This is a genomic window from Spiroplasma sp. NBRC 100390, from assembly GCF_001886495.1.
In the GTDB taxonomy this organism is placed as follows: domain Bacteria; phylum Bacillota_I; class Bacilli_A; order Mycoplasmatales; family Mycoplasmataceae; genus Spiroplasma.
In genome coordinates this window covers 862,205-887,912 of record NZ_CP018022.1, presented here as the reverse complement: position 1 = coordinate 887,912, position 25,708 = coordinate 862,205, and the positions used below count along the sequence as shown (strand labels likewise).

Sequence of the window (25,708 nt, the reverse complement as noted above, 5' to 3'; positions counted from 1 at the left end):
AACATATTTACAAATAATGTGTTAAAAATTATTAACAAATATGTTATTTAGTATTATTTTTTGATAATTTTTGGTAAGGTTGTTGAGCTCAATTATAATAATTTTTAAAAATAAGTAGGATAAAAATCTTATTTAAAAAATAAATAAATGATAATATTATTTTAAAGACTATGAAAATTCTACATTGATTTAAAGAACATTTTATATATATTAAGGGTAAATGTTAAAAATAGATGGAGAATAAATTCATGACATATATATGGTTATATAAAGAATTTAAAAAGAACAGTCATTTTAATTTTAAATATAAAAGAATGTTAGAAAGATTTAAGGATATTGAATCTATTTTAACTAAAAATAATTTTATTTCTAAAAATCAAATAGCCTTAAAGGGTTCAGTAAAAACAAAAACTGTTACCTTTAAAAGAAGGTTAAACGATAACGATTTAGATATTTCAATAAAATATTTTGAAAATAAATTAAATCTTGAAAAATTTAAAAAAATAAAAGCAGATATTTTTATTTTTTTGAAAAAAAATATTCGAAAAGGTGAGGAAGTAGAAAATAAAAATAGGTCAATGCAAATTATTGGGAAAAACCAATTTAAAGTTGATATTGTTCCGATATTTTCAGTTGGGGATTCTGATTATATTTTTAAAGATTATGATAATTTAGAAGAAACATATGATGAAAAGTTATTCAATAAAATAAATAGTAAGTATAATAATATAAATTTTTTTAAATTTGTGTATATAATTAGAAACATTATTAATAAAATTGCAAAGATTTTAAATATGCCATTACAAGCAATCATGTTAGATATCTTAGAAGAGGAAAAAGATTTTTATGACTTATTAGAAATATCTCAATTTCATAAAATGTTGTTTCTCATATCAAAAAAAATTTGAGATATGTATAATTTAGATACTAAGATTTATCAAAATAAAGAAGGTTTTTCTTTTAAATTAAAAAATAGTGCAGATAATAAAAAAACGTGTAAGAATTATATTTCCTATTTAATCCATGTAGATGAATATGCGCAAAAATGATATGAACTTTGTAATAAAAAGTTAGAATATAAAAAAGCACTTGAAATTGAAGAGTATCTTAACAAAAAAGAACAAGAATATTCTAAATAAATTAATAAAAATAATTTTAAATAATGCAAAAAATATTAACTAAATTAAGATTTTTCTCTTCTTTTGTTGTATAATTAATGATTATATATTAAATAGCAAATTGGTGGTGAAACTATGGAGGCAAATTACAAAAAAAGCTTACGAAAACTAAGACAATATAATTATACTTTCCTTAAAATTTTATTAGTAATTATCTTTTTCCCAATTGTTTTATTACTGTCTTTTATTTGTTCAAGAGTATTTATTCCATATCTTTTTAATTATAAACGGAGTGGCGTTGATCAAAATAATGTTGAATTAAACACATTGCAACAATTAGAAGCAGATGTTAAAGCAAAAAAACTAAAAAATTTTGTTATTAATGAAAGTGATTTACAAGAATCATTTATTGAGTTCAATAATAATAAAATTAGTACCTTAATGTTAGAACATCCAACTTCAAGTAAATGAGTTGTAGGGTTGCACGGCTTTAAACGAAATAAATATATTGGGTTACGAAATATTTATCATTTTTATCAAGCGGGATATAATATTTTAACATTTGATGCTTATGCTCATGGAAATACTTATGGTAATAAATCTGATTTAGGTGTTACTAATTCAATTATTTTAAATTTTTTAATTACATGATTAAAACAAAATAAAAACCCAAGTGTAATTGGTGTCTTTGGCATTAGTATGGGTGCTTCAACAGCATTATGATTTGCGCATCAGTTTTATTATGAAAATAAAATTGATTGATTAATTGTTGATTGTCCTTTTTCACAACCAGTGCAGCAAATTCGTGCTTTTTTACGAAAATATGTTAAGTTACCGTGATGATTAATGTCGTTAGGGATTAATCGTAATTTTCGTAAGCATTCAAAAACAGATTTAAAGCATATGAATTTATTAAAAGAAAATGATCGGATAAAAGATTTACCAATTTTATTTATTCATGGAACAAAAGATAGTTTCGTAAAATATCATAATTCCGTTGTGATGTATTATTTACAACAGCAGGAAAGCCAGAAGAGTGAAATCTTTTTAGTAAATAAGGCTGAACACTCTGGAGCACTTGCGGTTGATCAGAAGGCATATCAACAAAAAACACTAGCGTTTGCTAGAAAATGAGATTTAAATTTTTTAGAAAAAAAATTGATAATTTAATAAATTATGATGATTCTTATTGGAGCAACCAATAAGAATCATTTTTTTGTGCTACAATAAAATCAAGAAGAAATTATGATAATTGTTTATTAATTGTTTAAGTTCCTAAAAAATAATATTAAGCTTATAGAGAAGGGAAGTTTAATAATGAAAAAGTTATTAATGATTTTTAGTATCATTTCATTAACAACCCTAACAATTAATATAACAGATGAAAATTTACAAAAACAAGAAACAAAAACAAAACAACGGATGAGCCTACCAACAAGTGAGATAACTTCTGATCAAAAGATAGCGCAGGATGATAATTTAATTAGTGTTGAACAACACAATAATTTATTAACTGCAATTAGAAAAGTAGAAAATAAAATTGAAATTGATCCTGAACAATTGGAACAAAGGTTATGAAGTACTGTCGTTTATCAACTTTTAACAAGTAAAGAGTATCTTGCTTATTTAGAAGTAATGGACCAGTTGGGTATTCTTAAGTTTAATGCTAATGGACCATTTTTTGCTAATGACATTGCATATGGCTGGCATAATGGTTTTATGCAAGAGACAAAGTGATACTGGTTTGGATATTGGAAACTACATATTGCAAAATGAAGATGTGACCAAGTCTATAATTTATTAACAAACGGTGGTAATGCTAGTAGCATTTTTGCTGATGGGTTATCACAAACACCGTATGGTACAATTATAGCAATTGCTAGTGGAATATTAAGTTTAATTGGTAATGATTGAAACACTGATGATGGAATGATAGTTCATTTTTATTTGGTGACTCCAGTTTGGTTTTCACATCGTTAATAGTAAAAAACTGTCATAATGAAAAATTATAATTTATTTTTATGAGGCATGTGAATAATAGGGCTTTATCAAGTTAGTGTTTTAGCAGTTTTTCCATTCTTTTTATTTTATCAAGTAGTAGCAAGCGGTGGTCAGATAACAAGTTATTATTTTAATTATTCGTTAGTGTGGGCATATTGCATGATTTTGGTTAGTTTTACTTTTTTTGGTTTTATTTGTAACATTGTTATTTTTTGTATTAAAACTAAAAAAGCAAAATTTATTCGACCAATCTTGATTTTAATTAGTGTGCTACCTTCAATTATAATGTTTTTTCCTAGTGTGTTATTATATCTTGATCCTAGTTGTCAAGAAAGTTATACGTTTGATTTACAAAGTTATAATGATAAATATAACAAAGTTGGAAAACATGGGATTTGAATTTTTAATTTAGTAATGTTGGTATGGTTACTTTATGTTATTTTATTACCATCAGGGCTTAATTTTTTTATCACAAGAAAGGTGGACTTACCGGTAATAAAAATGTCATTTGAAACATTTTTAACAATTGTAATACTTTTTATTGCAAGTTTAATTTCTTTTTGATTAGGATTAGTCGCCATTAACTCAAAAAGTAAAAAAGTGCAATTATTTGTAAGTATGGTTTCTTATTTCTTAGCTCTTTCATTTCTTTATGGTGTTATTTTTCCAGTATTATTATTAACTTCACTGCGCAGTGAAGTTCAAAGGTTATTTCACCATTAACTTTATAATAGGATCATTTTTTATAATAACTTATACCTCAATAACTTTTAATTTAGAAAAAAGTAGTATTTTTAAAACCAAAAATACTACTTTTTGTTTTAAAAAAGGCTTCTATATTTTTTAATATTTTACAACTTTTAGCAAATGTGCTAGTATAATTAAGATTAATAGGAAGAGAAAAACTATGAAAAAAAATATTTTAACAATTTTGAGTGAGTATAAAAAACGACTATTAAATGATAAATCAGTAGGAGACATTTTTTTAACAAAAATCAATACAAAAAGTAAAAATATTATTAATTTGTTAGATTTGTTATTTTTGTCAAATCATAACCCGGAAAAAGTTTGAAAAAATATTAGTAAAAAAGAAAATTTAATTATTACAAAATTATCAGGAGAAACAATTAAAGAAATTTGTGGTTATGTTGGTGGAATTATTAATAAAAGTAAAAACGATGAAGAATTTGCTTTGCATTTAAAACAACATGGTTTTAGTAAGTATCCAATTCTGCATTATTCAAAAATTCTTGAGTTTATTTTTACGTTGTTTATAAAAAAAGAGGGGAAAAAAATCAGTGAAGAAAGCTTATTAAAATTAGAAAAAATTATTACTGAAGAAACGACAAAAACTTTTAATAAATTTGCGCGAATTTTACAAGATGCTAAATTATATTTATTTGAAAAAAATATTAATCCCCTATATATTGGGTGACCATATATTGAAGGTTTAACACAATCACAAAAAGTTTTTCGAGCACCATTATTATTATGACCAATTAATGAAATTAGTCGGACTAAAAATGAAATTGTTATTGCAACAAAACACGATGAAATCTTATTAAATTCTGCTATTCGTTTAAGTCAAATTAAAGATGGTAATTATAATGTTGCAGAATTTAGTTTTGATTCATTAACTTTAACGGACGATATTTTTATGAAGGCAATTGCTGATTTAAAAACATTAGGGTTTAAGGTTAAAAATGAAGATAAAATTAATCATTTATATAATTTGAATTATTATAAACAACAAGAACAGTTATTTTTTAATTTTGATGGCAACTTAGATAGTTATTTAAACAATAATTATCAAAATAATAATTTAGGTTTAGTTCTTGATGGTTATCTTGGAATGTATAACATTTCTTCAACAACGTTATATCGTGATTATTGTGATTTAGAAAAAGTGCCTGATGATTCTGTTAATAGGATTTTTGAAAATGAATATAATGTTGAAGAAGATTGAAAAGAAAATCAGTTACGATATCAAGAAGAATTAACAGAAAGTGCCGTTATGGCGATTAATAATTATGATATTTCCCAAAAAGTGGCGATTAAGAAAGCTTTAGAAAAAAATACTATTATTCAAGGACCACCGGGAACGGGAAAATCACAAACAATTAGTAATTTAATTGTTAATAATTTATATCGTGGTGAACGAGTTCTTTTTTGTGCTGAAAAACAGGACGCAATTAAGGTTGTTTATAATAATATGAAAAAAATTCAAAATTATGCTTTGATGATTACGAACTTAGAAGAAAAAGAAAGTTTTTATCAAAAAATTTTAGATAGTATTAATAATATTAATCAGTTGTACCCACCAGTTGAAAGCGCAACATTCTTAAACAAAATGGACACTCTGTTTGATGATATTAAAAGATACAAGGTTTTTGCGCGTCAAAATGAGTATCAAGACTACCGTCAATTTTTAGATAATGTTAAAACGCACCCAATGACATTAGATTTTGAGTTATTAAGTCGCTCTTATTTTTTTGAATTGGAATATGATGATTATTTACGACATTGTCATCGGATATATCAGAATACAATGGTTGTTCAGAAGTTTTTGGCGTTATTTAATGATTTTCCAAATTTTGGTACAATTTATCATCGGTTTAGTGCGAAAGAATTTAAAAAAATGTTAAAAAGGGCGGAAGGATTAAAACCACAAAAATTTTTAGCTCTAATTTTTAATTTATTAAATAATAATCTTGTTAGTTACACCGTTAATAGTGTTGATGACAATAAATTTAACTTATTTAAAGTTGAAAAACAAGAATTAATTGCAGCTTTAACAACAGAATTTAAAAATATTGATTATTTTGTTAATCGATTAGATTTAATTGATCAAAATGACCAGTTACAACGCGAAGATAAAAACTATGATTTATATGCTTATTTAGGACCAATTATTACCGGGGAAGAAGATATTCCGTTGCTTTATCAACATTATTTTGTTCATCAATATGAACTTAAACATGATGCATTATTAAAAGTTGGAACTTTAAATTGACGGAAAGAACTAACTAATTTAAGTGATAAATCCATGCTTAATACTACAGAATATTTAACTTATTTATATCATCAACAAATTCGTGATTCTATTAAAGAAAACTTCATTGAGACCTTACCAAAAATTATTGAAGAATGTAAAAAGAAAACAAAAAGATCAATTACTTATTTTTTTAAAAACAACTATGAATTAATTAAAACATTATTTCCAGTAATTATGGTAACTCCTGATATTGCTTCGCAATTATTACCATTAAAGCACCAGGAGTTTGATCAATTAATTTTTGATGAAGCATCACAAATTTTTATTGAACGGGCAATTCCAATTATTTATCGTGCTAATCGAATTTTAGTGGCTGGTGATAAAAAACAATTAGGACCAACAAACTTTTTTTCATCGCGGTTTGATTATGAAGGATTGGAAAATAGTGCGGAATTATTAGAAATTGAAACAAACTTAACAGATAAAAGTTTACTTGACTTTGCTAGCAAACAATATAATTCTAGTATGTTGCGGTTTCATTACCGGTCAAAATATAGTGAATTAATTAATTTTTCAAATGCTGCTTTTTATGATAATAATTTAATTATGATTTCCAATAAAACAAAAAAAGATTTTCCATTAAAACTAATTGAAGTTCCCGATGGAGTTTGAAAAAATCGGGGTAATGTTCCCGAAGCAAAGCGAGTTGTTGCTTTAATAAAAGAAATTATTACAACGCGAAAACATCAAGAAACAATTGGAGTTGTTACCTTCAATGAAGTTCAAAAAAATTTAATTTGACAATATTTAACTGAAGAATTTGAAAGAACACCCGAACTAGAACAAGAGTTACATCGTGTGTATGATGGACGTAATGAGGGATTATTTGTTAAAAATATTGAAAATATTCAGGGTGATGAACGTGATATTATTATTTTTTCAATTGGTTTTGCTCGTGATGAAAGTAATAAATTTATGCAATTTTTTGGACCGTTATCACAAGCAGGAGGTGAAAACCGTTTAAATGTTGCTGTTACCCGGGCAAAAGAAAAGATTTATATTGTTAAATCATTTCCGTCATCATTAATTTCAGAGGATTCAAAACACCCTGGGCCACGATACTTTAAATATTATTTGGAATATGTTGAGCAATTAAATCGTGGCAAAGATCAAGAACATAAAGTATTAGAAAAGTTAACAACAGCTAAAAGTTATCATCAAGAACAGCAAGGTTCTAAACTTAATCGACAATTTGTATCAGAAGTGGCAGATGCTTTAAGAACTGCATTAAGCAAATATGATCGTTATCAAATTGCAACGCATACCGTACAAGGAACTTATCAAATTGATGTTACAATTTATGATCAAAATAAGGATCATTATGTTTTAGGAATTATTTGTGATGATTTAACATATCCAATTGGGGTTGAACAAAAAGAATATGATTTTTATCGTCAAAAGTATTTGTTTGACCGCGGTTGAAAGATTGAATCAATTTTATCTAGTAATTGAATGGCAAAAAATCAGCAAGCAGATATTATTAACACCATTGTACAAAAGATTATTGGTAAATAGGAGGCCTTATGAAATTTGATTTAGCTAAAATTAAGAAAATGAAAAATCTAAAGGATTTAGAAATATATTTATTTAAAACATATTTGCCAAAAAATGGTAATCGAATTATTAAAGCTGAGTTATTAAATTTAATTCATACATATTTTCCAACTGTAACATCAGAGCAAGCAAATCAATTTATTACATTATTAAAAGATAATCGTGTTGTTTTTCTGCGTGGTTATGGTTATGTTGGCAATGAAACATTAGAATCATTTGGTTGTCGTCAACAAGATGCTGAAGAAAATGAACAAGCAAAGGTTCTTGACCCACCAGCAGCATGTCAAAAAAAGATACCATCTGCCAAACAAAAAGAAAAACCAAAAATGGAATTAAAACCAAAAACAATATTGACTCGAAAAACAATTGATGTTAGTAGTTTATCTTTTCCTGACCGTTATCGTAATTTTATGCAAGTGTTATATCCAATTAAAAATGAAAAAGAAAAACCCAAAATTGCTTTAGCTGATATTCCTGATTTGGCTTTTAATAATCTTAATTCTTCAGAAAAATATGCTAAAGAAGGCTGAAAAAATGTAACAGTGAATGATGATGAAAATTATATTGACCCAACAAAACGAAATATTATTTTAAAAGATGAGTCTGATGAAGTGATGGTGGAAGAAACTAATGAATTTCCTGAGCCAGTTAAAACTGAAAAAATAGCTTTTGATCTTTCAAATCCCACTAGTTCGGAAGCAATTTGACGAAAAATGAGTATTAGTCAATATCGAAAGTATTTTTTATCGTATCATCAAATTACTCAATTTCAATACCAAGGTTTAAATAAGTTTTTTATTGATTATTTATTAGCGTTACCAATTAATGATAAATTAATTACGAATTATTATGAAATGGCAATTACTAATAAGAAAATTTATGCCGCTTTTTATGATAATTATTTACGGAATCGAATCAAATATGCTTTTTTAATTGATTATAATTTATTTTATGATATTCCGTTAATTCAAAAAAATCTTAATAAATATCATAAAGAGGTTAAAAAAGCAGCGGAAAATATTATTATTAATTTATTTATGCAATTTTTAACGTTAACATTTAATGTTAATGAAAAGAAATTGGAAATTAGTCCTGATGTTATTGATCAAATTAAAACTTTTTATTGGACATTTAACCAAAAAATGCATTTATTTGAATTTAAAGATTATATTTTTTCAACCAACCCAAAATGAAAAGAAGAATATGCTATCAATTTTATTAATTTTTTTGAAGGATATAAATTCACTTCAAATCAACAAGCAATTAATTTAATTATTGATCATCTTGAAAGTGCTAAACTATTAGAATTATTAAAAGAAAATATTAATAAAATTAACTTTAGAAAAACCACTATTAATGATCATGTTTTATGATATGATGTCAAAACAAGTTGTCATTTATTAGATAATGAATTAACTTATATTAAAGGAAATTTATTAAATAATATTCAAACTATTTTTGAAGAAACAAATGATTAAGGTTTTTATTTAGCGTTTTGTAAGTTATCTATTGGGATAACAAAATAGATAAAATCTCAAGAAATATGGAGGGGTCTTTTTTTACTATGGTATAATATTTTTATGAAAATGGTAAATTTTATGGGAAAAACAAATGAAAAATTCTATGTTGATGGTTCTGCCTTCATCAATAAAAATAATAAATCTAAATTTGTTTTTAAAATATTGAAAATTGTTGCGTTAACTATTGTTATTACGCTTTTTATAGTAGGAAGTATTTGAGATCGTCAAATCGCAAAGGCGATTGGTGATTTAAATGATAATGGATTTGCAAGTTGATTAAGTTTATTTTGAGATAAACTAGCTTATACAATGACAGTACCGTTTATGTTCGCCGGAGTTGGGGTATTATTAGAAAGTATCAATATAAAATTTAAATCCAAATTTAAATTTTTTAAAATTATCATTATGATAGTTTATGTTCTCTTTATCATTTTATTTACATTAATTATTAGTAGAATGATTTATCAACAATCAACGTTTGAAGCCTTTGGTGGTAGAGGAAGGGATTATTGATTTGGCCTTGATGGAACAAATACCATTGTAGTAATGACGATTCAACTTGGGATTGAAGTTATCTTAATGTGTGGAATTGCTTGCTTTTTAAGAATTAAATTTGCAAAAAGAGATGATCTATTAACTAATAATTATTGAATTGATGCGTTAAAAATATTTGTGGTGTTTGCTCTTTTTGGTGTTACTTTTGATCCGCTTTTAAAAACTTTCTTTGGTCGCCCGTATTGAGTCCATGTTGATTATCAATATGTTATTGATCACTTACCAAATAACTGAACAAACAAACCAACGAATATTGTTAATGCCGAATATTTAGATTGATGACAAATTCAAGGCTTTAAAGCTGAGTACTGAAATTTCTTATTAGGTAAAGGGGGAGAAGGAACTCATCACTGAAGTGATAAAGCATTTCCCTCTGGTCATATGAATTCATCATCAATGCCCGTTTATGGTTTCTTATTATATTTCATGAATGAAAAACGAAAACAAAATATTACGTGATGAAAATGATTAATATTTGGTTTCTTTATAGCAAATATTGCAATGATGGGGTTTATGCAAATTCTTTCAAGAACACATTACTTAACAGATTTAATGTTTAGTTTAATAGTTTTACTAACATTTTTTAAAGGCATAGTTTATGTGGTTGATCATGTAATTTATAAAATTTTATCATTTATATGAAATAAACAAAATAAAACATATCATATGTTTGAATTAAATAATGGTAAGAAAACAATTTTATTTATTAATATTGATGGGGTTTTATGAATTGTGGCCAAAGTTAGAACTTCTAACATTAATAAATCTAAAAAATATAAGTATTGACATCGAGATAATATTATTTATAAAGAATAAAAAGGATAAGATTTTTATCCTTTTTATTTTAAATAACCTTGCATTTCTTTGTCCGCTTAGTAAAATTAAAGTACCAAAAAAAGAAAGCTATTGAGGATATTATGAAAAAATGATTTAGTAAAATTAAATGACAGTGACAACAGTTATGACATATCTTTTTATTACAAGGTTTTTTGTTTTTTGTTGGAATCTATTTGACATCATTAGGGATTGCAATTTATGCTCCAACTAGTACGGGTGCTAGTCAAATTGATTTCACGGTTTTTGCTTTATTAGCATTAATGTATGGTAATTATACGGCGGGTCATTTAAATGACACGGTTTTAACTGCACATTATGCATTAGTCTTATTGATGTATTATTTGGTATTAATTTTTTTTACAATTATTTTTATGTTAATTGTAAACATAAAAGCATATCGTAACACAAAAGATCGCCAAATTTGAGTTAAATTTATAATTATGATTTTTGGTGATTTAGTTTTAGCGTGGTTGTTACCATTGTTAATTCATTTTAATTGAAAGTATATTATTTCTGCGGATGCTATTCAACAGTGAGCGGAGAGTTCTGGGGGAATTGCAGCATGATTATTTTTAGGTGGTTTTTCATTATATTGTGTTGGGTTAGCAATTTGAATTTATAGTAAGACTTGATATGGTCCTTATAATCATATTTGTGAAGCATTTATTAAATTAACAAAATTAAAATTTCCTGTTGCTCGAATTTTATTAGATGTAATGATGGTTATTCCGGGATTTATTTTCTGAGCTTTTCTACCATTAAATGATGATAAGTGGAATTTTTTATTTACTAATTTTAGTTTTGGGACAATGGCCTTTATTTTTATTTCTGGACCATATGTTAATGTTGTTAAAAAGGTTTTAACAAAATTTTTAAAAATTGATTTATGAAAAGCAAATATTCTTGCTCGAAATAATAGTGCTCAATTGTAAAGGAGATTCTTTAAAATTAAAATAAAACAAAAGCACCTTTATTGATTAAATAAGGGTGCTTTTGTTACTCAAAATCTTTGCCAAGTAGTAATCTCTTTTTCAAGTAAAGATTAAATTGCGTTAAGAATAGTGGTTACGGTCCTATTTGTAATTTCTATTTTTAAACCTTGGCTGATTTATAAATAAGATTTATCAGTTGCCTTTGATAACTTATTTTCAAAAGTTTTTGTGTGTAGAGTGTGTAAATTTTTACACATAATTTATTATAACCTATAAAACTAGAGGTTAAGAAAAACATCAAATTATTTGCAAGATATAATTTATCTTGGAATTTTTTTAAGATAAATTATTTTAATGAAAAAAAGGAAAAAAATATTTTTTAGTTATTTTAAATATTATTGATATTAAAAATATATGCAAAATAAAAATGATACTAAAAGTAATATAATTTTATTAATTTAAACATATTTAGTTATGTATTAAATAATTGTTATATAAATATTGAGGATTTGTGTATTTTGTTTCTTGATGTTTATATTTGTAGGGTATGGGTCACGGAATTATCTAGGCGCTTACCTTTTTTAATTTATTAAAAAATAATAAAATTTTTATCTTAGGTTGCTGTTATTTTATTTTTTTCTTTTTGTAAAAAATTATAATAACAAGATATAATTTAAATAAATTAAAGTAAGGGTAAATATTTCTGGCAATTAAAGTAAGGGTTATTAAAAAGAAAGTAGTGAAAAAGATGCGAAAAAATATAAAAAAACAAGGTAAAATTATTGGTTGAATTAGTGCCGGTTTATTAGCAGTATTAGGATTAAGTTTAGGACTGATTTTTGGGTTAAGAGTTAGTGGCCATGATAATGTTGCTTTTTCAGCGGAAAAAACAAAATTATGGGATATGATTACAGCAACTCCAGCTGATACGGCGCATGCTGTTTTTATTAATGGTTTTGTTGGAACTTCAATTGTTGAAAAATATTTAATGGAAAATGTTAAGGGCAAGTTTTCTGTTGATATTATTCGTAGTTATAAAAGTACTGGGCACGCTCCTGATGAAGAGGAAAAAGTTGCGAAGTATAATCAGCAATTTTTAAAAGGGGATGTAACAAAATATGCGAATGTTATTGATAAAGCGATGGAGTTATCACATATGAAATCATATTTTTGATTTAATGATAAGAAGGAAATGATTCGGGCATTAACTGGGAGTGGTAATTTTTCTAACAACGCATTATTAAATGCACCTTCATATAAGGAAGTTTTATATGATGTTACTAATTATGAAGGGATTGGCCGTGATCTTTTTTGTGGCGGAATTAATGCAACACAACAGACAAAGACAACCCGACTTAGTCAAATTTATCAAGCAAATTGTGCCGGATTTGATATTGATAAAAAAGAAACTTATCAATCTGGGCAAAATGCTATTAAAGTAAAATCACAATTTAATGATATTGTTAATCTGCATCAACAGAATCCCAAGTTAAAAGGGGCAAAGGGGTTATTAATTTTATCTGGTGATGGGGGAACTGAAGTTATTAAAGAATATTTAGATCAAACAGCAGCGGACAATATTAATTTAGATGTTTTTGTTGGAAATAGCCCGGTTGGTTTTAAACCAATTTTGGAAAAACAAATGATTGCCGATGAAAAGTATAGTAATCGATTAAATATCATTCGTGAACATCCACGAGGAAGTATTGAAGATGATCAAGGTCTTATTAAAAACACAACAGCAAAAACACATACCAAACTATATGCTTGATATAATGCTCAAAATGAATTGTTAGCTTTTTGGTCAGGTAGTGCGAATTTTACAGAAAATGGGGTTAAAAACAATCAGTCTTTTCGCGAAATTTTACTAGAAATGCCATTAAAAAATTTAAATTGGAAGGACGAGTTAATTTGTAAAGTTGTTGGCGCTTTTAAAACAAAACCAAGTCAACGAATTCAAGAATTTTGTCGTTAATTATAATTAAGAAGAATTTTTGTTATTTTTGATATAATTATGAATCTTTAAAAACAGGATATTATAAGTTTTGATCTGAATTGATAATTAATTCTTTCAGATCATTTTTTAGTTACTATGTTAAATTTTATTGCAACTATTTGCTTAATATGGTTGCTTTTTTTTGTTAACTATTTATAATCTTTATAAATAAGAAAGGAGGTGTCAAATGCTTAAGAAGAATAATACGCATAATAAATTTGGTTTATCTTATTTTATTTGACTTGGTTGTAACTATGTTGTCAGCATTACTTTTGTTGGAACTTTTGCGACATTATCAAATTTAGATGCTCCCAATGCAATTGGGATTAATGTTTTATGAATCATTGTTTTAGAAGGACTTATTGTTGGGGTTTGTGCGCATATTTGTTCGCGGTTAGCATGAATTCATCATAGTTATAATAATGGTGGTATTTATATTTTTGTGCGCACTAGTTTTGGACGTTTTTGAGGAATTTTTGTTGCCTTTATGCAATACATAACATTACCATTTTTAATTACATTTCAAATTATGATGTTATTACGCGGAACTTTTAGTGCGCCATGGGTCGCTGGTTATGATCAACACCATCATCTTGTCATTCCCTGATATGCTTTTAATTTTGGTGCTTTTGGTGATTTATGGATGGATCTAATTGGAATTGTTATTTATTTATTTTTTTCCTTTGTTATTTTTGGCGGGATGAAATTATATAAACGCTTAAATGATTTAACAGCTAGTTTAAAATTAATTGCAGCAAGTGTTTTAATTTTGGCAGGACTTTATTTAGCTTTTCAAAATGGCCATGATAATTTCAAATATTGAAGTACTAATAGTCATTTAAATTTAAATGGTTTTGTTAAAGCCTTTAATTCATGTTTTTATTTTTTTACGGGCTTTGAAGTTTTTACAACTGCTGGTCGTAATATTGCGTCAGCGCGTAAAAACATTGGGATCGGAGTTATTATTGTTTTAATTATTAATGTTCTATCGCATTTAATTATTGCCATTATTTTCTTTGCTGCTTTTAATCACTTTGTGCAAAATATGAATATGGGAACTTGAAATAGTTTTCATAATAAATTTGCTGTTTATGGGGGCACGATTATGATGATTATGTTCGTAATTACATTAAAGATTAATTTAATTATGCAAGATAGTTTATATGGGGGAACCTCGTTGCAACCATTAGCTTATGAGGGGTTTCTTCCTGATCGGTTTCAAAAATTAAATCATGATAATATTTCTACGAAAGCTTCTTTATTACATATGAGTTTAACAATTCTTAGTTTATTTATTTGATTAATTATTCCAGATCTAATCAAGGGAATTAACTTAACAAGAGAATATGGTTTTATGTGTACGATTGCACAATCATTAACTTATCATGAACCCTTTACTGGAGCCTCATTAATAGCAGCTTCTTCTGCAATCACGATTTTTATTTATGCAATGATGTTTGCTGTTGCGATTAAATTAGGAATAACAAAACAAATGAAGTTAAAAATATGAGAATGAATTGTGGTACCAATTACAATGTTAATTTTGTTTTTTGTTTTAATTTGACATTATTATACTTTAATTAATAATATTTTAACGGCAACCAAAGCGACTTATCAAAGTGCTTTAATTTCTGGTCTTATTGAGTTTATCTTTATTGGAACAGCAATTAGTTTTGTTACAATTTGGTATTTTACTTATTATCGCGTGAAATATTGTAAACGCATATTATGTTTTCCAGAACAGCAAGCTAAAATTGAACAAAATTTTCAAGTAATTAGTCAATCAAAACTTGTTTATGAACACATTTATCAGATTTTATTACGTTATCTAAAATATTATCATCAAAAAAATAATGCAAAAGATTATCAAACGGTGTTACAAATCTTAACCCAGTTAGAACATGACTTTTTCATCGATGATGAAGAAAGGTTAACTGATGAGCAACAGCGGTGTTAAGATAATTATTTATAATTGGTATAAATAACCTTGCTTTTTAATTTTATTTAATTATAATATTTATAAATAAAAGGAGGTGAAGAAATGACCAAATTATTAAACCAAAATAGTAATAATGATTTACAAGAATATTTAACCGAACATATTAAAATGCAATTACAATGTTTTAATTTAAGCGATGAAGCCAATCGGTTAGGTTTTCCTGGTTTTGCGCATTATTTTAAAGTTCAAGCACAAGATGAAATTTTACATCAACGTCGAATTATTAATTTTATTGCTGATTGTGATGGGACTTATTGTATTAATAATATTAAAATAGATAATGAAAATAAACAATGTGATTCGTTATTAATGCTAATGGAACATTACCAAAAATATCGTCAGTATTTTAGTAATCTAACTACTAAATTAGCAAATAATGCAAAAGAGCAACATGATTTAGTAACTTATAAATTTTATGATTGATTTATTATTGATTTTTATGAAGAATTAGCAGAAATAAAAGATATTATTGATTGAATTAAAATGGCAAATAATAGTTATTATGATTTGGATTCCAAATTAGGAACGCGAGAAGAACCAGATACCTTATTGGTAATTGACCCTTTTAGTTACCATAGTTAAAACTTTCTAACAACTAGAATATTTATAATCTTAATCCAAAAATCTATTTCAAATTTAAATCTTAAACTAAAAGGTAATAATAAAGTTTCATTGTTTTTATTATTATCTTTTATTTTAACTTAAACGGAAAGGAGGAAAAAAGATGAAGACAGTCGATTTAACAATTCGTGAACAAAAGTTACGGTATGCTAAACCATGACTAGCAATTGCCTATTTTTCAATTCCAACTGTTTTAATAATGCTTATTCAAGGTTTTTATAATATTATTGACAAAGAATTAGCCCTCCAATTTGCTGCCCTTGATTTGCGTCAAGATCCTTGGTATATTCAGCAATATAATTTAATTACAAAGCACAATGTTACAAGCATCCCCTTAAAAGATATGCAAGCTTTTATTAATGTTGCAACACAATACACCACACAAATTTATAGTTTGTTGTGATCGTTTTCCCTAATTACCGGGATGGGTTGTGCTATTAATTTTTCATTAGCTTATGGTCGTCGAGATCTTTTGCAAATGCGTGAAATTGCTGGAAATGGTTTTTCTTGTACTATTTTATTTTCAATTGTTAGTTCGTTATTAATGTTTTGTTTAATTTTTCCACCTTGACATGCTGTTTTTATCACAAGTCAAATGGGAGGAATGTACAACAATATTACTAATCATTTAGCATGAGAATACTCATATCCAATGTTGTTAACAACACCTTTAATGTTTTTAAGTTATTATTTTGTTTCTTTACTTCGTAATGAAGGGCGAACTAATTATGTGTTGTTGTTGATTACAGTTTCTGTTTTCGTTAATATGGGGGCTGGAATTTTCTTTATGAAGGTTTGCCATTTAAAAATGGAAGGAGCAATGTTAGGAACAGTTGTTGCCTGATTATGACAAATTATTGTTGGTTTCATTATTGTCTTTTGTTCAAAAAGTAGTTATTCACAATTTAAATGACAAGATGTTGTAAAAATTAAATGATCCAATATTACTGCTTTTTTTAAAGCAGGTTTATCTAACTTTATTTCAAATTTTGCCTTAGTTGTTAGTTCTTATTTATCAACTGTGCTTGTTGTGTTATTACCTAATCAAGAACAGTACAATGGTGTTTCTGTCTTACAGGAATTATTAAGCGCTTTAAATCCTTGAATAACATTAATTTTATCCGCCGGAATTGGTTTGACGCAAGGAGCACGAACGGTCATTGTTTATAATTATGGCGCGCAAAAGTATCATCGAATTTGACAAGTTTTAAAAATTACTAGTTATTTACTAATTATTTGATTTTGTTTAATGCTTTTATTAGTAATAATCTTTAATCGTGAAATGATGTTAATGTTTGCTTTTCCAATTCAGTATGTTGAAAAATATAAATGATGATTAGTGCTCTGTGTTTGTTCATATCCATTTTGTGCGACAACTTTTATTTGTTTTACGCTTTATCAAGGCATTAATAAAACAACTTTAGCAAGTGTGACAACTAGTTTCCGAGCAATCTTTATTGCAATTCCAATGATTTGTTTAGGGTATGGTGTTAGTATTTGATTTAATAATTCAATTTATTACTTTATCTTTATGGGGGCAATTGATTTTGTTTCTTCATTATGTTTAATTCCCTTTTTATGTTATAGTTGAAAAAAATATCATTTGCAATTAATTGACCATCCAGATAACTTTATTCCTAACGTATTAAAAATTAAAGTTCAAAAATAAAAAATTTTTAATTTAAAAATATGATGATTCTTTAATAAATATTTAAATAATGATTTAAAAAAATTTTTATTTATTTTTATTAAGAGAAAAAATCATCATATTTTTTTGTTTTAGTGAATAAATATTTAATTAATATTATAGCGTTATCTTTTATCGATATTACTTTGAAAATAAAAATATATGAATATCAAATAATTTGCATTAATTAGAAGTTGTTGCAAGCAAATTGTTAAAAAAGCGGGAGATAATATTTTTTATTTTTTTCAAGTATAATGTAGATAAGCAAGTAAACTTTGCAAAAAGGAGCATTATAATGGAAATAGGAGTTACAATTTGTACTATCCTAACAATTGTATGATTTATATATATGGGTGTTTCAATGTGAAAATCAAAAACACCAGCAACTCGCTTACAACCAAGTTCTTTTAATCGTCAACAAAAAATAAATATTAGTACATGAACAGGTCTTGATGAAAAAGTGATTTCCATTACAGCTAAAAATGCAACAATCAGTATTGGAGACATTAGAGAAAAAATAGATGAAGTAATTTTAAAAATGTTTCAAAAAATTAATATTAATATTACAACCAATGATTATTCTTATCAAATTTTTAAAAACAAAACAGGCGAAGCTTTTAAAAATCATGATTTAAATGTTAATAGTTTTGTTGTCTTTATTAAAATATTTAGTAAAGAAAATAACTTCATTGTTGGAATGACCGATTATATTCCTGTTAATTTAACAATTGCTAATTATTCAAATTATCTTAATGCTTCTAAAAATTAAAAACATATTTTATTATATGAATGATAATATGATTTTCATTAATAATAAAATATTTTTTAATTTGTAATTTTTAAAATTATGTTATGATTATTGTGGCCCTTTTGATAACATTTAAAAGGTAATCTTTAGCAAATAAGAAAAAATAAGGATTAATTTAAATAATATATCAAAAAATCAATCAGTCTGTATCAAAAATATTTTTATGTATAAGATGAACGTCTTAAAATATAAAGTTAAATAATATCAATTAAATTATTATATGAAAGGATATATTAATCAATGAAGAGACTCTTATCTATTTTAGGTATGACAATGTTAACAGCATCAAGTGTAATACCAGTTATAAGTTGTGTAGAACCAGCACAAAAGGAATTAACAATTCATGATCAAATTAAAAAATCATTACAGAATACAATCAGTTTTGATGATGACTGAATTACTGACTATTCGCAACCAACAGATAAAATTCAAGGTTGAAGTAGAACAATGTATTCTAAGTATTGAACATTTTTTAATAAATTGATTAGTGATTTGGTCTTACAACAATTATTAAAGGATATTCCTGATTTAATAAAACATTATCCTGATTTTTCTTTTTCAGCTGTTGTTTCTTTTAGCGACCGTTCTCAATTAGAAAGTGCTATTCAAAAGAATGAAAAGGTAGCATTTAATTATGATGTAAGTTATAATCTAAAACAATTGGAAGATATTCCATTTCAAGATTTATTAGATAACAATAATTTAAGTGCTAATGTTAAAACTGGCATAATTAGATTTTATGAAGGTTCAACTTTTGGGCAATACAAAATTAAAGGCAAGAATATCCAAAATTATATTTTGTTTAATCAAAAAAAATTTATTAATGATGATAGAAAACGAATAAATTATTTGGCAAAAATGTTAAATAATACTACTGCAATTAAGACTTTTAATGGAAACTATCGTAAATTTTTAATGATGAGTCCGTACATTCCTAGTGTCACATTTAGAGAAACTGATTTTTCCTCTAAAAATTTAGTTAAAGAAATTCACAATAATGATATTATTTTTGATCAAAATAAGACTATTATTCTAAAGAATTTAAAAAATAATTTTATAGAAGATAATATAATTAAAAATATATTTAATTATATGCCCATTGTTTTTGATGATTTTGATATTGATGTATCATTAGTTAAAGCGGTTTTAACTTCGGAGATTAAAGCAGATGCAGCAATGAATTATGTTTATGGGTCAGATTCACGAACATATCATAATGATATGTTGATAGTTAATGTTAAAACAACATTAAAGATGGGTGATATTCTTTCAGATGTTACAATTGATGAACAATTAGCTTTAGATATTTCATACGTTTAGTAAGAAAAGGAAAAGGATATATTTATGGCAAAAAAAAATTATCTGTGCGAGAAATCGTTGATAAAATTTTTGGTGTACAACAAAGATCACTTTGAAAATCAAAGCGTTTTATTGGTTTAATTTCTAGCGTTACATTATTAGTTGCATCTGGTATTACAACAGGATGTATTTTAGCAACTCAAAATAACAATGTACAAACTTATTATCAATTTAATAATAAATATTTTAGTACTAAGACAGCAGCTGTTACATATGCAATGAACAATACACAAAAAGGGAATTTTGGTTATAATACTAATAATTATCTTTTTGAGGGGCAAGTTTTTAGTATGCAATCAAAATTAAATGATCATATTCAAAAGCGATTTCCAATGAGTAGAATTAAAACAAATCGTAACCCAGGGGAATATACCATTAACAGTGGTGGAGAATTATCGCGTGATGTTCTAAACGCATCATATGAAAAACCAACTATGGTATATCGTGGAAATGATGGGAGTGCTTATTTAAAAAAAGATGAGGCGTTAAGTACCTTCTATAATTATCAGAAAGTGTATAACATTGAAGGACAAATCCGTTACAATGAATATGAAGCCAGAGAGTTATATGAAAATTCGATTAAGAAAAAATTAGAAGATGCTGTAACAGGTAAAACAACTTGTTATTTACAAGGAGCAATTTGTCAAACAGAACAAGAAATTAAGAATTGGTTACGTAGTGGTATTAAAAATGGATTTGAATATCGTGGACAATATTTTTCTGATTATAATTTTTCAGAATTTTTAACTGTAATGAATAATATTGATGAATATACAGTTAATAAATATGTCAAAGAAGTTGTTAATCCGGATAAGAATTCTTATTGAATCTCACAAGATAAGAATGCTGATTTTTTAAATAGTTATTTTATTGGTCCAAAATATGTTGAAACAGCAGAGAAGTTACCAGGAAGTTTAAAGTTTAAAGAAGTTAGTTCTTTTACACCTTCAATTTTCTTTACACCATTAGCATTTGAGACAATTGATCGTATTAATACTTTTCTTTTTGAAGAAAAAGTTCAAAAATTTAAGTGAAAGAGTAACAATTTTGAAAAATATTTAATTTATTTATATGAAGATAATAAAATTATTTCAAGAAAAAGTTATGAAAATTTAATGAATATTGTAAACTTTTTGAAACTTCCCGACAATATAATTCAAGATTCAGTATCTAATTTAGAAGATATTAATGATTCTAGTTTTACTGATTTTCATAAGTTATTAGTAGCAATGAAACGAATGTTAACTTATACTAAAGTTTATACTTCATCAGTTGGCAATGCTGCAACAAAATTAGGGAATGCTTTTAAGGAAATTATTGTTGATATTTTAAATAATAATAAAGAGACAATGGGTGTTTTATTCAATTCTAATAAGGGAGCAGATGAACTTCTTGACTATGGTGTTTCTTTTGATGATATTTATAATATGTTTTTGAACCAAGGTGCTTTCTTTGAAGACGGGGGTAATAATCGTAAAATGTGAAATATTGCACAAAAGATCCAATCATCAATTGATAATATAATGTCTGTTGTTGATGGAGCCAATAAGATTGCTGATGGTTATCAAAGTCTTTATAAAAATAGTAATACTAGTGATAACCAAATTCAAGCTGGACGAAACCAATTAAGTCATAATTTAAAAGGGGCTATTGGTAGTTCGACTGGTAAAATTTTAAGTAAGTTAAAACTTGTTGGTAAAGCATTGCCAATTGCAAGTATTTTTAGTGGGATATGAGAGTTAAGTAAAACTTTTAGTTTTATTTCTTTAAAAACAATGGAATATAAAATTGATCATAATAATTCAATATATTATGTGACACCAACATTTAAATTACCAATTCTTGATATTGCGCTAACTTCTTCGCAACCAAAAACAATGGTAACTCCATTAGCAACTTCAGCATTAAATTATATGTTACCAGATGGTAAAGATGCAAAAGGGCAAAAACTATATGAATTTAATGACCATTATTATTTATCAAAAGATGCCGCAAAAGCGGATTTAATTCGTCAAATTTATTTGCATCCGGAACGTTATGTTACAAATAAGAAATTAATGATTAGTATTATGGCAAAAGATGTTCCATATTGATTACCCGAAACAATTAGCAATGCTAATATTTGTGGAACAACAGCTAATGATAACGATTGTATTAATCAAGTTGATTATGATTCAACGCTAAGCGTTGAAAAAGATAAGTTTATTAATCAAATCTTTACCAGTTATTTTGTCCCAAATCAGAAAAGTTTTTATCTAGATGGTTTTGGAAATTATTTTTTAAGTAAAGATGAGGCATTAGCTAGTTTAACGGAGAATGTTGCGTTAGCTAACTTTGATGTTTCGTATCGTTATCAAACCAGAGTAGGAAAAGAGTTTTTTGCTAATAGTAAAGAAGAAATTATTAATTTTATTAATAACAATGAGATTATTGATAATAAAGAAGTAATTAATAGTGATTTAATTACAACATCACATTATGAAACTTTATCCGATTATCTTGGAATTAAGTTTGATATTTATGTCTTAGATTATTATGGTGATCAAAAATACTTTATGTCAGAACAACAAGCACGAAATTATTTATGAAATCATCTTAATTATCAAACCCTAAATTTTGATGCGACAATGAATAGTTTTCAATTTGGTGAGCATACCTTTTTTTAACAAAAATGATTTTATGGCATGAATTAATGCGAATATTACTTCGGTACAAGGACGTAAAGATGATAGAAAGGTTGTGAATTAAAAATGTTAAAGTTATTAGTGTTAGCGACATCAATTTTTACTATTACTCCGACTGTGACTTCTGGTGTTTATTACACAACAGTTGCAGTAAGAAATGATTATGCGATTAGTTCCGAAGTTCTTCGTCAAGATATTTTAGCTAATCGTGTTTATGGTGGCTAAGTTAATTATAGTGAATATGATGGACAAACCTTTCACTTTGATGAAGCATTAAATGAGTATTTATTAAAAAATAATAAAGTAACTTCTGTCTTAACTGCTTCGAACCCCAACAAAATTATTAAAAACTATGAACATATGACATTAGATGACAAGAAGATTTATGATGCTGATTTGCATAATTTTCAGCAATTGTATCGTGATGCTTTTGGGAATGTGGCGTATAGTCGCCAAGATGCTTTAAATACTTATACGAACGAAGGGTTAGTAAAGGCACAATATAGTTATGATGGTTTTTATTGGTTTGATACGCCAGAAGAAGCAAAGATTAATGAAAAATATAAAATGAAAATTAATAAATCATTATATTATATTTACAATAATCAATATTATAATGCTTTTAATGACCAAGATATTAATGCTTTAGTTTCTTTAATGGAAGAGGGTTATTATGCTAATATTAATCAATCATTATTAGGAAAACCATTAGTAAAACCAATTGTTGAACAAGGGAATAGTAAACTAATTTATGATTTATTAAAAAAAGATTTTCGTAAAGATTTTAATGGTGATTATTATAACGGTGTTGCTAAGACAGAAACTAAATATCGGTTAGCAATTGCTGCAACAGGAACTAATCGAGTGACAGTTCAATATTCTGATTTAAATGGTAGATATTTAGCGGGAGAAGATTATTATCCCGGAACTAGTCCAACGTTAGAATTCACAAATATTGGAGTGAAAAACAGTGGTCAAGATCTTATTAATTGATTTAATAATACGCGATATTGGGGATTAAGAGAGCAAGGCAGTGTTGGTCTGGGGCATAAATATTGAACTCGTGCGTTTACTGGAATTTATAAAAATAAACCTGTTAAGATCCAAATTAATTTAGTTCCAAAATGAAGTCATGGTTTTGGAAAGACAAAAGCCCCCAATATTAATAGTTATAGCATTGTTGACCAATCTGTGGGAAAGATTAAGTTATATGCTAATACCAAACAAAATAATGATCAGTTTTTAGATGTTACTGCAGAGAAAAAAGGTGTTTTTACAAATCAAAATATTACAACTGAAGAAAAAAATCACTTTTATGATATTTGATACGATCGTTATTTTAATAGTGTTTTAACTAATTTTGGTGCAAATAGTAACCACCAGGTAACATATCAAGATATTAAAAAAGGTGTTTATATTACAAACCCCACTTTTGATGGAACTAAAGGGCAGGGCTTTATTTATAAGGATAAAGCTTATGATGTTAATCTTAACAAAGGATATAGTCAATCCTTAATTCGAAGTTATTTAAATTGAGTTCCGATTAAAGAAAAGTTATTAGCAAACCCAATTCTTCATGATAATCAACATTACTATCAATTACGACCAGACTTTTTAGCAACAGCAGCACAATTAGATCAATTCTTATATTTAGAAGGAAACTTTCAAACAAAGTTAATGTATTCTTATTCTCCTGATCCGGACGTTTCTGATCGTGATGGGCGGATGTTAGCAGCAACGTTACAAGCCGCAAAGGAAAAAGAATTAATTAATAAGGATCGGACATTACGCAAACAATATTTTGCCTATGATGTTTTTGGTAATAAGGAAGTAACAACGAGTAGCGCCACCGCAGCAATTCAACAGTTAACTAATAAAATTCAGTTAACATCCAAGTTTGTTCATAAAAAGGAAATTAAAACATGAAATTCAAAAACAAAACGGTCATGAGATTTAATAATTTCAGATGGTCGTTATGTTGTATATCGCATTAATGATCCAAATCAAGTGGGGAAATTTATTTATTTTTCATCGCAAGACTTAGCGTTAGCGGCTGTTAAAACAGCTGCCAAACTTAGTTCGGCGGTTAACAAACTTGAGAAATCAGTTTATTTATATAGTTATACAGCCCAATCAAAAACAGTTGTTCCCTTTGTTTTTATGATAATGATATTGATAGTGTTATTAACAAGATTTATCAATATGAACAGTGAAATTAAGGTTTTAAGGCATTTTTCTGGTTTAAAAACCCAATTAAGAACTGCTTAAATAAGTAGTTTTTTCCTTTTTTTCCAAAATAAAATATGGTATTATTAATAGCATAGAATAGTTAACAACTATTTGTCGTATCAACTTGTATTAACCATTTAGCAATTATCAACAATATTAATTACATAAAGAAGGAGTTATTCAAATATGAAAGAAACATTTTTTACCATTTTAACAGCTTCAACGCTAGGATCAACTTTAGCACCATCGCTTAGTCAACAACAAGCAGAAAACCCACCTTTGACATGAGATATTGGAGTGATGTCTGGGAATGCATCATTTCCAGTTGCAAAACGTGGGATGCAATTTGTCACTAATAGTGGAAAACCACTGGTCTTTAACTTTTTAAATCATGCTAATACATGAGATTCATTTGTTCAACAATATCCTTATTTTAAATTTATTGATTCAACCATTAGAACAGGATTAAAAGGGGACAACAAACAGAGCAGACTTGATGATGTTGTTTATCACACGAGTGCTTTTAATACGGGGCCATCAGGAATGATGTTTACAATGGCAGAAGTTAAGTCAAGATTCATTGGTGATTATGTTGTTTTATCGGTTGTTGGAATGTTATTAAACAACACGATTAATTTTGGTGTGATGTACACTCTAAATATCACCCAACAATATGCTAACCCATATCCATTTTATAACTCAACAGCTGGTCGCATCCAGTTTATGAGTGATAGGTAAACTTTAGGTTAAAAG

General features: G+C 26.6%; 18 protein-coding genes. All 18 read left to right on the top strand.

Annotated elements, in window-relative coordinates; translation table 4 throughout:
* Nucleotides 1-314 precede the first annotated feature (314 nt).
* On the top strand, nt 315-1,139 hold the full coding sequence (locus tag S100390_RS03920) for a hypothetical protein (RefSeq protein WP_156768784.1): 825 nt from the start codon (nt 315-317) through the stop codon (nt 1,137-1,139).
* A 114-nt stretch (nt 1,140-1,253) separates the two neighbouring features.
* A complete protein-coding gene (locus S100390_RS03915) occupies nt 1,254-2,288 on the top strand; it encodes an alpha/beta hydrolase (RefSeq protein ID WP_070406984.1) in 1,035 nt (344 codons plus the stop codon).
* A 147-nt stretch (nt 2,289-2,435) separates the two neighbouring features.
* On the top strand, nt 2,436-3,098 hold the full coding sequence (locus S100390_RS03910) for a hypothetical protein (RefSeq protein ID WP_070406983.1): 663 nt from the start codon (nt 2,436-2,438) through the stop codon (nt 3,096-3,098).
* A gap of 18 nt (nt 3,099-3,116) precedes the next feature.
* Entirely contained in the window at nt 3,117-3,842 is a 726-nt protein-coding gene (locus S100390_RS03905; protein WP_070406982.1) for a hypothetical protein, read from the top strand.
* Nucleotides 3,843-4,026: 184 nt separating this feature from the next.
* Nucleotides 4,027-7,689 carry an AAA domain-containing protein gene (locus S100390_RS03900; RefSeq protein ID WP_070406981.1) on the top strand — a complete coding sequence of 1,221 codons (3,663 nt, stop codon included), beginning with the start codon at nt 4,027-4,029 and terminating at the stop codon, nt 7,687-7,689.
* Between the two features lie 8 nt (nt 7,690-7,697).
* A complete protein-coding gene (locus S100390_RS03895) occupies nt 7,698-9,206 on the top strand; it encodes a hypothetical protein (protein ID WP_070406980.1) in 1,509 nt (502 codons plus the stop codon).
* Between the two features lie 102 nt (nt 9,207-9,308).
* Nucleotides 9,309-10,619, top strand: a complete 1,311-nt coding sequence (locus S100390_RS03890) for a phosphatase PAP2 family protein (RefSeq protein ID WP_070406979.1) — start codon at nt 9,309-9,311, stop codon at nt 10,617-10,619.
* A gap of 101 nt (nt 10,620-10,720) precedes the next feature.
* A complete protein-coding gene (locus S100390_RS03885; protein ID WP_070406978.1) occupies nt 10,721-11,572 on the top strand; it encodes an SPE_1075/MLC_0560 family membrane protein in 852 nt (283 codons plus the stop codon).
* Nucleotides 11,573-12,320: 748 nt separating this feature from the next.
* The gene (locus S100390_RS03880) at nt 12,321-13,547 is read left to right on the top strand and encodes a restriction endonuclease PLD domain-containing protein (RefSeq protein ID WP_070406977.1); all 1,227 of its coding nucleotides are present in this window, start codon (nt 12,321-12,323) and stop codon (nt 13,545-13,547) included.
* Between the two features lie 208 nt (nt 13,548-13,755).
* On the top strand, nt 13,756-15,525 hold the full coding sequence (locus S100390_RS03875) for an amino acid permease (protein WP_070406976.1): 1,770 nt from the start codon (nt 13,756-13,758) through the stop codon (nt 15,523-15,525).
* An 84-nt stretch (nt 15,526-15,609) separates the two neighbouring features.
* Entirely contained in the window at nt 15,610-16,149 is a 540-nt protein-coding gene (locus tag S100390_RS03870; protein WP_231918033.1) for a ferritin-like domain-containing protein, read from the top strand.
* 142 nt (nt 16,150-16,291) lie between these two features.
* Nucleotides 16,292-17,857 carry an MATE family efflux transporter gene (locus S100390_RS03865; RefSeq protein WP_070406975.1) on the top strand — a complete coding sequence of 522 codons (1,566 nt, stop codon included), beginning with the start codon at nt 16,292-16,294 and terminating at the stop codon, nt 17,855-17,857.
* 313 nt (nt 17,858-18,170) lie between these two features.
* Nucleotides 18,171-18,644, top strand: coding sequence for a hypothetical protein (locus tag S100390_RS03860; RefSeq protein WP_070406974.1), 474 nt, complete (start codon nt 18,171-18,173; stop codon nt 18,642-18,644).
* 279 nt (nt 18,645-18,923) lie between these two features.
* Nucleotides 18,924-20,003, top strand: coding sequence for a lipoprotein (locus tag S100390_RS03855; protein ID WP_070406973.1), 1,080 nt, complete (start codon nt 18,924-18,926; stop codon nt 20,001-20,003).
* Nucleotides 20,004-20,047: 44 nt separating this feature from the next.
* Nucleotides 20,048-22,708: a hypothetical protein gene (locus tag S100390_RS03850; protein WP_231918032.1), complete on the top strand. Its 2,661-nt coding sequence runs from the start codon at nt 20,048-20,050 to the stop codon at nt 22,706-22,708.
* A gap of 84 nt (nt 22,709-22,792) precedes the next feature.
* The gene (locus S100390_RS05600; RefSeq protein ID WP_231918031.1) at nt 22,793-22,951 is read left to right on the top strand and encodes a hypothetical protein; all 159 of its coding nucleotides are present in this window, start codon (nt 22,793-22,795) and stop codon (nt 22,949-22,951) included.
* Nucleotides 22,952-23,086: 135 nt separating this feature from the next.
* Nucleotides 23,087-24,994 carry a hypothetical protein gene (locus S100390_RS03845; protein ID WP_231918030.1) on the top strand — a complete coding sequence of 636 codons (1,908 nt, stop codon included), beginning with the start codon at nt 23,087-23,089 and terminating at the stop codon, nt 24,992-24,994.
* Nucleotides 24,995-25,141: 147 nt separating this feature from the next.
* Entirely contained in the window at nt 25,142-25,693 is a 552-nt protein-coding gene (locus S100390_RS03840) for a hypothetical protein (protein WP_070406972.1), read from the top strand.
* Nucleotides 25,694-25,708: the final 15 nt, after the last annotated feature.